The organism is Homoserinimonas flava (assembly GCF_054969005.1).
This window is the reverse complement of sequence record NZ_JBUEQS010000001.1, coordinates 338,649-352,031: the sequence shown is the minus strand read 5'-3', so window position 1 is coordinate 352,031 and position 13,383 is coordinate 338,649. Positions and strand designations below refer to the sequence as shown.

Genomic DNA, 13,383 nt, shown 5'->3' with positions numbered 1-13,383 from the left:
GGGCTAGAACGGAGGTAAGAAGTCGACCGTGTTACTTCGTACGCCGTCGACAACGACCCACGCCCGGTTCTGGCCGCAATAGGCACCGCTCGTGTAGTTATTGCCGGTGAACGTGTAGGTGCGGAACGGCGTGTCGCTGTCGCAGTGCAGGTTTACGGTGTGCGAATTCGTGGTGAAGTCGGACAAGCTAACGACGTAGTAGTAGCAGTTGCCGCTGCTACATCCGTCTGATCCTGGGGGCACGCTCGACCCGCGAGACAGTTGCACTGAAGGGTCGTTGGGCTTGGGGTCGACATGCACATTGCCTGAGCTGCCGATGGCACCCTCGCCCGCATTGTTGCGCGCCTGTACCTCAATCGAGAAGTCACCGCCGCCCTGGCCGACGCTCGTGCTGTGGCTTCTGGCGCCGCTCCAGCCAGACCACCCACCGCTGTTGACCCTGTAGCGGTACTGCAGATTGTCGGTGACGATTGCACCGTCTCCGGCATTCGACGGTTGTCCCCAACTCCAGCTAATGGTGGTGGGGCCCTGGGAGCTCCCGCGGCTGCCGCTCACGTTATTCGGCGCTCCTGGCACTGTCTGGTTTCGAATCTGGATGGGATCGGAGGTCCCGCGCGCGCTTTCTTTGCCGCCCGTATTCACCGCCCAGACCGTGATCGTGTACTGCCCTGCGCCGAGCCCGTTGTCGGCGGCCGGGCGACCTGTCCCGCTCTTGCCGCTGCTCGTCGTCCAGTGGTAGGTCACGCTGCCGCCGTTGGCCCCCACATCCGCCCAGGTCCACTCAATGTTGGCGTTCGCCCAGTTCGAGCTTGCCGTTCCGGTCGGAGCGGGCGTGCCCGGTGTGCCGTACGGGATGACGACATCGCTCTGCACCGACCACTCACCCGGGCCGTGCTGGTTGATCGCGCGGACTGAGAAGGTATACGACGTGCCGTTCTGCAGGTTCGTGAAGACGCACTCGGCACCGGCAGTGCAGCTGGGTGCATCGGCGGCAGGGCTCGAACGCACCTCGTACGACGTGATGGGCTTGCCGTTCGAAGCCGGAGCGGTGAAGCGGAACGATGCCTGCCTGTCGCCGCCAACCGTCGACGAGACCGTGGGCTTCTGCACCTGATCGGGCACGTCACTCACCGTAAGCACGATGGTGCCGTTGACGTGGCGATCGCCGTCTTCTGTCGCATCCTCGATCGTGTAGATGACTTCGACGACGCCGCTCTTGAGCGATGGTGACGGTGTGATGCGCACCGAACTGCCCGTGTGGGAGATCGTGGCAGGTTCGCCCGTGTTTGAGACTTGGGCCTCGATGATTGTCAGTTCTTCACCGGTCGACTGGTACGGGTTGGAGTCGTTCGCAAGAGGGTTGACCGTGATCGACCCGCCGCCGTCGCCTCCCCCGCGCTGCATCTCGATCGAATCGGTGATCGCGACGGCAAGCGGCCTGCTCGACCCGACGACCGTGACGTTGATCGTGCCCTGCACTTCGAATTCGTCCCAGCGCAGCGTGACGCCGAGCGTCATCGTCGATCCCTTGGGGGTGTTGCGCGGCACCGTCATGGTGAGCTCGCTGCCAGAGAGGTTTGCTTCAAGGCCCGATGACGCTCCCGTGATGTTCGAGTAGGTCACCTCCTGCAAGATTTGCGGGTTCGGGTGCCCCGTTGAGGCACGCAGGTCGACGGTCGTCGTCTCGCCGACCTCCACCTGGGTGTTCGGGGTCGTGAACTCGGGCGGAGTGTCCCTGAACTCGGGGTCGCCGACAACGATGGGCAGGGTCAAGTTCGCCGTGTTGCCCTTCGGGTCATTCTTCGAAGCACCGTCGGTGACCGTGAAGTTGATGGATGCCGGGCCACGGTAGTCGGTCGTCGGCGTGAATTGCAGCGTGTCGTTGTCGATGTAGATCGGGTCACCATTGGACTGGATCGCGGTCACCGACGATTCATCGACGATCCAGGCATCCCGTCCTGACGGCACCTTCACGATGTCCGCGAGGTCCCACTCCTTGGTCTCGTTCATGGAGACGTACTGGATGGGAAGATTCGGGTCGATGTAAGGGGGGTCGTCGAAGTCTTCATCGACGGCGGCGGGGACGAGGATGAAGGCGAGGGCACTGAGATCGTCGGTTTCGTTCGTCACGCGATAGGCGATCGCCTGCCGTTTCTCCCCCGGTGTGACTTCGATCTGGCCGTTGCGTTCGAGAAGCTGCGCAGAGGATTCGTTGGGGCCTTCGACTGTCACGACGAGATCGGAGTTTGGCCCAGAGGGGTTGAAGGCGTATCCGTCGAGCACGTCGACCGTGAACGTTTCCTCCCCCGCAATGTCTTTGGTGAGGATGGAAACATCCTGTGCCGTCGGCGGCAGCAGTGGAGCGTCTTCAGTCACCTGCACGAGCACGTAGCTCATGACCGACCCGCCTCGATTGTTGCTGAGCTCGTAGCGAATCGTGAACGACTGTTCCTCTTCTGGTGCCTCGACCACGAGGAATCGCTGCTCGACCACTTCGGCATCGACACCCTCGGGCACGTCCGTGAGCTCTTCGGAGACCTTGATGGGCGCACCCTGCGGGTCTGAATCATTTGCCATGAGATCGACCTGAGCAACTCGACCAGGTCGAATCGACACACTGTCGGGCACCGCGCTCGGCTCTTGCAACTCATCGGGTTCTGGGATGACCGCGATCTTGATCTCGCCGACCCCCGTCGCGCCGAACGCGTCATAGACCTCATAGGTGAATACGTCGGTGCCGGATGCTGCGGACGAGGCTTCGTAGTAGAAGTAGTCTGGGCCGGTTTCGCCCACCGTGCCGAGCTGCGGGCTTGTGGGGAAGTTGAGGAGTTGTGCGGAATCACCGTCTGGGTCGATGCCGCTCAACGGCACGTCGACACGGATGGCGTTGCCAGCGAGCACCCGCGCCACAAGGGGGGTCGGCACCGGATCTTGGTTGTTCGCCTCGTCTTCGGCGACCACCGTGAATACCACCGTCGCTGCGGCCGTCTCGCCGTACGGGTCGAGCACGCGATAGTCGAGGCGATACTCGCCCGGTTCGCGCGGTGCCTGGAAGCGCACGGTGTCACCACTCACGAAGGCGATACCGTCGCTCGGCTCGGTAATGAGCTCCTCGTCGAGGAACATCGACGAGTCGTCTGGATGGTAGTCATTGTCCAGCACGTCGACCGTGATGATGTCGCCGACGCGAACTCGAGCCGCGTCATCCTGGGCCACGGGAGGCTGGTGCTTCGTGAGGGCCGGCACAGGCACGACCGAGACACCGGCCGTAGCGGTGGAGACGCCGTCCGAGATCGTGTACGTGAACGAGGCCTGGGTCGTGAGTGCCGCTGGCGAGGTCACGCGCACACTCGTCGAGGCGAGCAGCTCGACCACGAGGCCTTTGGCCTTGTATTCCGCAGGCACTTCGACGCTCTGCACTGCGAGCACGCGCCCCGACGGAGAGACATCATTCGAGAGCACGGAGACGGTCGTGGGTTCGTCTCCCCGGAGGTATGCGATGTCTTTTACGGCGATCGGCTCGATGGCCTCATCGGCAGGAGCCTCAATCACGTTGACGCGCACAATGCCAACGCTCTGGCTCGGGCCGGCCGACAGCGTGTACTTGATGTAGTGGATGCCGGGGCTCGAGGAGGAGAAGCTGATCGTTCCCGTGTCTGAGGCGAAGCTCGACGTTGTCGCCCCTCCGGGCTCTTCGATCGCGATGAGTGAGAGCTGTGCGCCAGAGGGCGAGCTGTCGTTAAGCAGGGGTTCTATGACCACGGTTTCGTCGACGAAGGTTTCGGCGAAGTCGGGCGTGCCGATGGGGTTCAGCGACCCTGCGGGTTCGACCTTCACGATGAGGGTTCCCGTGACGGCCTCCCCCCGCCCGTCAGTGACCTGGAATGCGACCTCTTTTTCGCCGAGCTCCGATGTCTGATGGGTGAAGGTGACGAAGCCGTCGGGGGTGAATCGCACGAGGTCGCCCGACTTGGGCGATGCCCCAGTGAGGAAGATGTCGTCGCCGTCTGGATCTTTCCAGTCCGTGAGCACGTTGTAGGTGACCGTCTGATTTGCCTCGACGCTCACTCCACCCGTGCGGAGAGGCACGGGGAGCTCATTTGATTCGTCAGGCACGACCCGAATGGTGAGCCTGGCGGTGTCGGTGCCTTCGCGACCATCATCGATCGTGTAGTTCACCGTGACCCCACCGACGAAGCCGGCCGCCGGAGTGAACTGCAACGCACGCGAGCCATCGATCCGGTCGATGCGACCCGTCGACTCGGCGATCGCATCGAAGTCGGTGATGACGAGCACATCACCATCCGGGTCCGTGTCGTTATCCAGCAACGACAGGATCGTCGTCCTGCCAGGACGGATGCCGAAATCGTCATCGTTTGCTGTCGGCGCCCGGTTTGTCTCCGTGCGCTCGGCCAGTGTGTCTTCGAACGACTGGATCGCCGATTTCTCATCGCCGATCTCTTCAGTCTCCTGCTCCTCAGGCGGGGTGACATCTTCCCAGTTCTCGACAAGACGCATGTTCTCATCGACAAGCCAGACGTTGCCGTTGTCGAGATTGTTGAGGGCGATCACGGTGCGATTGACCCTGAATTCGAGCTCGCTCCCGCGGGTCGGCTCATCGATCTGCACCGGTTCGGCCGGCTGGTCGTCACACGCGAGAAGGTAGCGCTGCGCCCCCGCCCAGGCTCCGTGAGCGCAGCCCTCCAGGGCGACAGGTGCGGCAACCTGACCCGGATCGGTGACCGGATCGTCGATATCTGCCGCGATCTCTTCGACCGAGCCCGAGCCCAAATCGACCTTTAAGAGGGAGTCGCCGGTGGCAACGAGCGCCGTGTCGGCCTCCGGCCCCGTCTGCTGCAGCCGCAGCCCAGCATTCTCGCCAAGATCGTGAACGCTGCCGTCTTCAGTCACAAGCTCGTTCGTCGTCTGGTCGAACACGACCGCCTCGTCGCCGACCGCCGCGAGCTGAAACTCGCCAACCTCGGGAAAGTCGCTCTCGACCGGAAGCTCGGCGAGCGACTCGAGCCGGTAGAGCTTGCCCTGCTCAGAGGAGACCGCGAGCACAACGCCATCACGGCTCACCGTCGCATGTGCACCCTCACCGAGCTCCGCGATCGGAGGCTGCGAAACGTAGTTGAACTGCAAATCCCCTTCAGCCGGGATCGCCCAAAGATCACCCTCGGCCGAAAGAATCGATACGACCGAACCACCAAACGCGACCTCAGCACCCTTCGGCACCTCAATCGCCGAGGTCACCTGCGTGGTTGCAGGATCAACCGCCTCAACCCGCCCAGCTGTCGGGTCATGCATAAACAGCGTGTCGCCATCCTGCAGCACCTCGAAGTCGGCACTCGATGCAACGACCGAACCATTGAGCTCATCGATTTGACGATTCAGTCGGCCACCCAACAGCTGCTCGCCATTCGTCACCCAGACATCGCGCGAGGTGAGGTCGACATCGGCCACGGGAAAGCCGGGATGCAACGCAGCGATCGTCAGCGGAACACCCGCAACGACGGCAAACACGAGCGTCGAGGCGATTGTCTTGCGAGTACGGGTCGAGAGTCGTGACCGCACTGAACCGCCCCCGTTCCTGGTGTCCCCGTGATCACGCAAGTCAACGCCCAGGCCGAGCCCGGACAGGTCAACAATGTAGCAGGAGAAAACCCCTTGGTGACGGGCTCAGCATGGGCACCTCTCCCCATCGAGAGAAGGCTGGGAGCCCACTGTTCGCCATCCGAAAAATGCTGGGAGCCTACTGTTCGGCGGCCGAATGCTCGAGGGCGTTCCGCTCGAGAAGGTAGAGGTCATCCGCGCTCACCAGTCGTGTCGCGACAGCGTACTCGACGAGGCGCAAGCGCCGATTCGTCGCCAGCTTTCCGCGACCCCCACGGAGTCCGGCCACGCCCACCTTGTCGAGCTTCTCGCAGACATTGTCGAGCTTGCGGTTGAAGGTCGTCATCGACCAGTGCAGCTTTTCGGCAGCCTCCGCCGACGACGGGATTTCGCCCCGACCGGGAGAGGACTGCCGCAACATCTGCTCGGCGAGCGCGACGATGAGCAACCGTTGCGACGTTGTGAGCGGGATCGGCTCGATCGTCGTCGAGCCCCCCGAACCCGCAATCGCGGCGGATGTCTCGTAGTACGCGTTCGGCCCGTGCACGGTGAACTCGTAGGTCGTCGAGCCCGCGCTGAACATCACGGAGAGCTGCGGAAACACAATCGGGAGGCGGGCGCCAGGAGCGAGCCACGCCTGCACCTGACCGGAGGCATCGGTCACGGTTGCCGAGAGCAGGGTGCCGACATTCGACATCCACCACATGCCGAACTCCTCGTGGATGCGGAGGAACCGGCGATGCAGGTACGGGTTGTCGTCGATCACGAGATCGGATTCACGACCGACGTGAAAGTCGGCCGGGTGGATGATGTCGTACCACTCACCGCAGAACTCAACCCGAAGCGGCGCGATCGTCATGATGGGTAGCACTCCTGAAGTGGGTTCGGGGATTGACGGCCCGAACGGACGACGCTCACCTCGACACAGACGGAGGCACCGGCGGCACCGGTCACCGTGAAGGTGTTGTCGGTGACCTGGCGGACGGGTTCGTCATCGCCACGATCGGTGCGACGCCAGATCATGGTGTCGCCATCTTCAGCGTCTGGATTCTGCACCGTGAAGACGACATCGGCACCGGTGACTTGGGCGGACACGAACTCGGGTGTCGGCACCGAGTCGGTGACGATCGCCGAACCACCACCGGGTTCGGTCGATGCCGTCGGCTCGACCGGCGACGGCACACCGGTCACGACAAGCGACACTGCGACCGCGATCGCGATGACCCCGAGCACGGCGGCGGCGATCCACATCGCGAGCCGGTTGGCGCGAGAGGCGGGCGGCGCTTCCTCGGCCTCGGGAGCATTGGTCGCAATCGGTGCCGTCGGCTCGACGACGGGCTGGGCCCGTGGCCTGACCACGGTCTCGCCGATTGGTGGCTCGGCGGGCGCCGTTGCGGGCCCCTGCGCGTGCACCGTGGTTGCACCACGCACCTGAGTCTTGTCATCCGGCACAGGAGGGGGCTGGATGGGCACCACACTCGGCGCTTCTGGCTGCGCGAGGATTGTCGACACCCCGCGCGCCCTCGTCGCATCCTCATCGTCGTCCGTGTTCGCCCTGACCGAATCATCGAGATTGAGGTTCGGGACATCGATCGAGGTGGGGGCATACCCCAGCTCGAGTTCGACCCGCTGCAGGGCACGGGCAAGCTCGACCGCGCTCGCGAAGCGCTCCTCGCGACGCGTCGCCATACCCTTCATGAGCACGGCGACCAACGAACGCGGAACATCGTCACGCTGGAGCGGAGTGACAAGCCCACGCTCAATACGCCCGATCAGGTCGAGGGCGCCATTGGAGCGTCCGCGAACCTCGAACGGCGTCTGACCCGCCAGGAGCGTGTAGAGCGTCGCAGAGAGCGAAAACACGTCGGCCCTGACATCCGGGTTCGGGTCATCTTCGAACATCTCGGCCGGCGACCACGGCACCGACATGCCAACAGAGGCGCTGCCAGTCGTGCCTGAGGCGTCGCCAATCAGAGAGTCGAGCGTCGCCGTGCTCATCGGCACGCCGTCGTCGAGCGCGGAGGAGATGCCGAAGTCGGTGAGCGCCGGCCAGCCGAAGTCGTTGGTGAGGATATTGGCCGGCTTGATGTCGCGATGCAGGATGCCCGCCCCGTGCGCTGTGGCGACGGCACCCGCGACCCGAACTCCGGTGCGGAGCACATCGACCACGGAGAGCGGTTCGCGCTTGTAGCGCTCGGCAAGGCTCGGACCGGAGCAGTACTCCATGACGAAGTACGGGCGATCGTCGGCCGCGACATCCGCATGCAAAATCGAGACGATATACGGATGCGCCGAAAGCTGCGCCATGAGGTTCGCCTCGGCGACAAAGGCGGCGCGATTTGCCGGGGTGAGGTCTTCGGTGAGCAGCACTTTGACTGCGACCCGACGCTTCGGCAGGTGCTGATCGTAGAGAAAGACATCGCTGAAGCCGCCGGAACCGAGCAGCTTGACGAAGGTATACCCCGGCAGTTCCGGCGGCGCCGATGGAGCCCTCCGCATCACTCGCCCTCGCGGACAGTGAGTGTGACGCCGCCGCCGAGGTCGACGACAGTCCCGACGATGACGGAGGTTGGCTCGCCCTGCCGCAACTGCTGTGGCGCGCGCCCCGGCATGACGATCTGCGTGCCGTTGCGAGAGTGCAGGTCGGTCACGACCACTGTGCCGCCTTCGACAGCGAACTGGGCGTGATTGCGCGAAATGTCTTTGTCGCCGGGAATGCTGACGAGGCGAGGGAGGGCACCGCCAGACACCTTGCTCGCGCTTGGTGAGCGGCCCACGATCACGAGGGTGTCCAGTCGCTCAACGGTGCCGTTGGAGAGCTCAAGCACGAGGGTTGGCTGTGCGGGCACGACGGCCGCTGGCGCTCCGGTCGACCGGCGCTCCGCCCGCATCCGTCGGAGATCGCTCGTCATGATGGTCATGCCGTCGTGATCGCCCGCCGGCGCGCTCGAGTCAACAGCCGGGGCGGCCGTCGTATCGGCACTCGGGTCGGCCGTCAGGTCGGCAAGGGACGTGCCAGCCGCCGGTGTGGGAGCCGCAGCTTCAGCTTCCGCAGCGGTGGCAGCGGTGGCGGTACCGGCGTCGGCGTCGGCACGGGCCTGCGGCTGCGACTCCGACACATCTTGCATTGTCACTTCGGGCAGGGCCGCGACCGCGTGCGCAGCCTGCGTCGGTGCGGGCTCGGTGCCCGTCGAAGAGGTCACGCGGGACGCCGAAACGACGCCAGCAACGAGTGGGAGCATCGTCTCGAGCGAGGCAGCGCCAAGTCGGAGCTCGAAGTCGCCGCTGTCCGCGAACACCTTCTCGCTCCAGGTCGACACTCCCGTGCCGTCGAGCGTCTCCTCTGTGCCGCCGGCCTCGACGATCAACTGCACCGGTCCGCGCACAATCGCGCGCACCGTGCCGCTGTCGGCCCATGAGAGGAGCGCGAAGGAGGGCGTCGTCGAGAGTCCCCCGGTGGTGAGCACGTCGAGCACACTCTGAATGTCTGAGGCTGTCGATTTCCAGAGTTCATCGACAGCGAGGTCGGCCCGACGCTCGAGAGCAAGCAGCTGCGTCCCGGCAGCCAACGCCAGCCAGGAGCCATCGCCCGGCTGATACCTGTGCTCTCTCACGTGCCCTACTTCCTCGGTCGCGTTTCTTCGAGGTGGTGCGCCAGCCCACCATCGTTCGTGTCTTCGTCGGAGCCGATGCCGACCCCGCTCATCGATGACGCCACGACGATGACCGAGACGTTGTCGCGCCCGCCAGCCACGAGGGCAGCTTCGACGAGCCGCTCCGCCACGCTGCATCCGGATGCCACGGGGTCGTGATCGGCGAGGATCTGCGCAATCTGATCATCCGCGAGCTCTTTGCTCAGGCCATCGGAGCAGACGAGGAATGTCTGCTGGCCCGAGATCGGAAGCAACCAGACGTCAGCATCGACCTCGTCGTGTACTCCGATCGCTCTCGTCACGACGTTGCGGTACGGGTGGTGCAGCGCCTCAAGAGCGCTGATCTCACCAGCGTCGAGCAACTCCTGGACCGCTGAATGGTCGACTGTCACCTGTTCGATGCTGCGGCCATCCCAGCGATACACCCGGCTGTCGCCCACGTTGAACACCATCCACCGGTGGCTCGAGACGGTCGCAACGAGCGCGAGCCCCGTGAGCGTCGTTCCCGACACGGAAGGGTCGTCGGGCTCACGCAGGGCAATAACGGCCTCATTCGCGGAGTGAATGGTCGCGACAACACTCTCCGGGCTCGGCGCATCGTTCGTGCCGAGCGTCGAGGTGAAGGTAGCGACGACCGACTGGCTCGCACGGTCACCGAATGCGTGCCCGCCCATGCCGTCGGCCACAAGAAAGAGTGGTGCGGAGGCAAGCAGGCTGTCTTCGTTGACGGAGCGGACGTTCCCAACATCGCTCGCGGAGCTGTACTCGATCGTCAACTCGCCGTCGGGAAGCGTCACACACTCATCCACACTGCCCCCACACTCTCACGCGATCGGTCACCATACGCTAGCAACGTTCCGCGCAAAACTTACGCGTGCGGGCGCTTTTCGCTCTCGTCGCTCGCGCGCGGGTGATCCTTGCCCTCCGAAGCCTCGGCACCCTCGGCATCCTCGGCATCGTGGTCGAAGGTCGGGGCTCCGATTGGCATTGCGAGCGGGCTGCGGCGCAGCTTGATAAGGCTGGCGATTGTCGCGACGGCCATGGCCGCGACGATCACAATGAGCGACGTCCACGTTCCGATGACGGGGATCCACTCGATGTGCTCACCACCGTTGATGAAGAACACCTCGTTGCCGTGCAGTGCATGAAGCACGAGCTTCACGCCGATGAACGCGAGGATGAACGCAATCCCGTACTTGAGGTACACGAGTCGGTCGATGAGGTCACCGAGCAAGAAGTAGAGCTGGCGGAGCCCCATGAGCGCGAAGATGTTCGCGGCGAAGACGATGAACGGGTCCTGCGTGATGCCGAAGATCGCCGGGATGGAATCGATCGCAAAGACGAGGTCGGTCGTGCCAAGAGCAAGAAAGACGATGATGATCGGCGTGAACACCTTCTTGCCATCGACGACCGTGCGCAGCTTGCCACCGTCGTACTCATCGGTGATGCTGATGCGCTTGCGGAGGAAGGCGATGATCTTGTTCTCCGACTCCTCCTCTTCTTCGTGGCCGGTGAACGCCTGCTGCCATGCCGTGTAGAGGAGGAAGATGCCGAAGATGTAGAAGATCCAGCTGAGGTTCTCGATGAGAACGGCACCGATGAGGATGAAGATGGCCCGGAGCACGAGAGCGATGATGATGCCCACCATGAGCACCTCCTGCTGGTACTTCTTCGGCACCTTGAACCGCGACATGATGATGATGAAGACAAACAGGTTGTCGATGCTGAGGCTGTATTCGGTGAGCCAACCGGCGATGAACTGCCCGCCCTGCTCCACATCGCCAAGCAGGAACATGAGCGCGGCGAAGACGAGCGCGAGACTCACATAGAACCCGATCCACAGGCTCGACTCTTTCGTGGAGGGGATGTGGGGGCGCTTGTAGGCCAGGATCAGGTCGAAGATGATGATCGCTGTCAAGACGATCAGCGAGGTGATCTCGAACCAGACGGGCAGGGAGTTCTGCATGGAAATCCATTCGTGGGGAGGATATGACTGAGTCCGAAAGTCTCTCCCGCCTCACAGTGAGACCACCGCGCCCGGGACAGCTTCAGTGGTGTCCGTATTGACGAGCGCGATATGAGGGCCTGAGCCCTTGGGATACTCCCCTTCGCGGGGTCAATGCTACTCGATTGCTGCGGCGTCTCTATCGCCCCACGAAATTTGCAGTTCGCACCACCCTAGAATCGTGCCATGACAGATCCCCGCCCCTTCCGTCCGCAAAGTCCATGGGTTTCGGGAGTCGGGTATCTCATCTTCTTCAGCCGCTGGTTGCAGGCCCCGCTCTATCTCGGTCTCATCGTCGCCCAAGTCGTCTACGTCGTCGTCTTCATGGTGGAGCTCTGGCATCTCGCCGACGAGGTAATCAACGACATCACCCACATCGACGAGGCCGTGGTGATGCTCGCCGTGCTCGGCCTCATCGACGTCGTCATGATCGCGAACCTCCTCATCATGGTGATCATCGGTGGCTACGAGACCTTCGTCTCGCGCATCAAGCTCGACGGGCACCCGGACCAGCCCGAATGGCTCTCGCACGTCAACGCGAACGTGCTCAAGGTGAAGCTCGCGATGGCGATCATCGGCATCTCCTCGATCCACCTGTTGAAGACCTTCATCGAGGTCGGAGATCTCGGCGATTCCCGCGACGAGAACGTCACCGGCAACACGTACACCGAGGTCGGTGTGCTCTGGCAGGTCGTCATCCACATGGTCTTCATCGTCTCGGCCGTCGCGCTCGCCTGGATCGACAAGATCTCCCACTCGCACTTCAAGCCCTCCGACCAGGGCGCAGTCAGCGCCGTCGCGGTAGGCCCGACGATGCCTGAAGGCCGCGAGGCGCAGGCCGCGCACTACGAGCGGCTCGCTCGAGAGCTTCGCAGCAGCTGAAACCGCGGCACCCGTCGCCCCAAATACAAGAAAAACCCGCTCGGAAACGAGCGGGTTTTCTTTGTGTGGTGACCCCAACCGGATTCGAACCGGTGTTACCGCCGTGAGAGGGCGGCGTACTAGGCCGCTATACGATGGGGCCGTCATCGTTCCGTCCATCACTGGCCGGGCAACTCAAAGAGTATGACATATGCCGGAGCCCTCTCCAAACCGAGCCGGCATCAGCTTCACAGGATTGGCGCGTACACCCTGACCGCCCCCTCGACGACCTCGACGTCCAGCGGCAGCAGGCCGACCCGCTCCCCATCGGCGTAGGCGACAGCGGTTTCAGCCTCGAGACGAATGTGCCGAGCACGCACGATGGTGACGGCCGGATTTGTCACATGCTCGCCGGTGAATACGCTCGGAAACAGGCGGATGAATCGCCACTTCGACATGGGGGCGACAAGAAAGACATCGAGCTCGCCGTCGTCGTAGCGAGCACCCGGGGTGATGAGCATCCCGCCGCCGAACGAGGTGCCGTTGGCAACCGCCGCGAGCATGGCCCGCCGCTCCGAAGGCACCCCATCGAGCAGCATCCGATAGCTGATCGGCCGAAACCAGAGCAGCTCCCACACCATCGCCAGGGTGTATCGCAGCGGCCCCCTCGGCCACCCCATGCGGTTCGCGCGCTCGTTGACGATCGCATCAAAGCCAGCAGACAGCACACCGGCAAACCATCGCACCCGACCATCCGAGGTCGTCACACGGCCAGCATCGATGACGCGGGGCTCGAACTCGAGCGCCGCGACGAGCAACCGCGTCGCAGCCTCCACATTGCCAAGGGGAATGCCGAGCCCCCGGGCAGAATCATTGCCAGAACCAGAAGGGATAATGCCGAGCGGGGTGAGGGTGCCTGCGATGAGATTCACCCCGAGACTCACCATGCCATCACCACCAACCACGACGAGCGCATCAGCGCCACGCGCGAGCTCGTCCCCGACGGCGGTGCGGAGCTCTTCGAATGAATCGGCGACGAACGGCACCCCCGTGTGTCCCGCGCCCGCGAGTCCGGCGACGACCGCGGGCAGTCCGTCGGCCCCGAGCCCGAACGCCGCGCTCGGATTCGCGGCGACAACGATCCTCTTGGGCGCGGTCGACAGCATGCCTCGATTATGGCGGCGCGATGACCCGCTGCACGACGACGCGCGAAGCGCGCGTGCTGGCCTCACCGATCATGACGGTGTG

At 63.7% G+C, this 13,383-nt stretch carries 8 protein-coding genes and 1 tRNA gene; 1 reads left to right on the top strand and 8 read right to left on the bottom strand.

Annotated elements, in window-relative coordinates:
• Positions 1-3: 3 nt before the first annotated feature.
• The 6 genes from ACY48M_RS01650 to ACY48M_RS01625 all read right to left on the bottom strand — a co-directional run bounded on the left by ACY48M_RS01650 (position 4) and on the right by ACY48M_RS01625 (position 11,235).
• Entirely contained in the window at positions 4-5,577 is a 5,574-nt protein-coding gene (locus ACY48M_RS01650) for an Ig-like domain-containing protein (RefSeq protein ID WP_462818499.1), read from the bottom strand.
• Between the two features lie 178 nt (positions 5,578-5,755).
• The gene (locus tag ACY48M_RS01645; protein WP_462819235.1) at positions 5,756-6,469 is read right to left on the bottom strand and encodes a hypothetical protein; all 714 of its coding nucleotides are present in this window, start codon (positions 6,467-6,469) and stop codon (positions 5,756-5,758) included.
• 2 nt (positions 6,470-6,471) lie between these two features.
• Entirely contained in the window at positions 6,472-8,115 is a 1,644-nt protein-coding gene (locus ACY48M_RS01640) for a serine/threonine-protein kinase (RefSeq protein ID WP_462818498.1), read from the bottom strand.
• Positions 8,115-9,230 carry an FHA domain-containing protein gene (locus ACY48M_RS01635; RefSeq protein ID WP_462818497.1) on the bottom strand — a complete coding sequence of 372 codons (1,116 nt, stop codon included), beginning with the start codon at positions 9,228-9,230 and terminating at the stop codon, positions 8,115-8,117. The genes ACY48M_RS01640 and ACY48M_RS01635 overlap by 1 nt, the downstream gene beginning before the upstream one ends.
• Positions 9,231-9,235: 5 nt before the next feature.
• Complete coding sequence (locus ACY48M_RS01630) at positions 9,236-10,066, bottom strand: PP2C family protein-serine/threonine phosphatase (protein ID WP_462818496.1); 831 nt, start codon at positions 10,064-10,066, stop codon at positions 9,236-9,238.
• A gap of 71 nt (positions 10,067-10,137) precedes the next feature.
• Positions 10,138-11,235: a TerC family protein gene (locus ACY48M_RS01625; protein ID WP_462818495.1), complete on the bottom strand. Its 1,098-nt coding sequence runs from the start codon at positions 11,233-11,235 to the stop codon at positions 10,138-10,140.
• Positions 11,236-11,460: 225 nt separating this feature from the next.
• Here ACY48M_RS01625 and ACY48M_RS01620 point away from each other — a divergent pair, with 225 nt between their 5' ends.
• Entirely contained in the window at positions 11,461-12,156 is a 696-nt protein-coding gene (locus ACY48M_RS01620; protein WP_462818494.1) for a TIGR00645 family protein, read from the top strand.
• Positions 12,157-12,222: 66 nt separating this feature from the next.
• Here ACY48M_RS01620 and ACY48M_RS01615 read toward each other — a convergent pair.
• Both ACY48M_RS01615 and ACY48M_RS01610 read right to left on the bottom strand, forming a co-directional pair.
• Positions 12,223-12,298 (bottom strand) — tRNA-Glu (locus ACY48M_RS01615).
• 85 nt (positions 12,299-12,383) lie between these two features.
• Positions 12,384-13,301, bottom strand: a complete 918-nt coding sequence (locus ACY48M_RS01610; protein WP_462818493.1) for a diacylglycerol kinase family protein — start codon at positions 13,299-13,301, stop codon at positions 12,384-12,386.
• Between the last annotated feature and the right edge of the window lie 82 nt (positions 13,302-13,383).

What these genes read in the sequence shown, in the direction of transcription:
- ACY48M_RS01610 (WP_462818493.1), bottom strand. Translation starts at nt 13,301, where the DNA reads ATGCTGTCGACCGCGCCCAAGAGGATCGTTGTCGCCGCGAATCCGAGC.
- ACY48M_RS01625 (WP_462818495.1), bottom strand. Translation starts at nt 11,235, where the DNA reads ATGCAGAACTCCCTGCCCGTCTGGTTCGAGATCACCTCGCTGATCGTC.
- ACY48M_RS01640 (WP_462818498.1), bottom strand. Translation starts at nt 8,115, where the DNA reads ATGCGGAGGGCTCCATCGGCGCCGCCGGAACTGCCGGGGTATACCTTC.
- ACY48M_RS01620 (WP_462818494.1), top strand. Translation starts at nt 11,461, where the DNA reads ATGACAGATCCCCGCCCCTTCCGTCCGCAAAGTCCATGGGTTTCGGGA.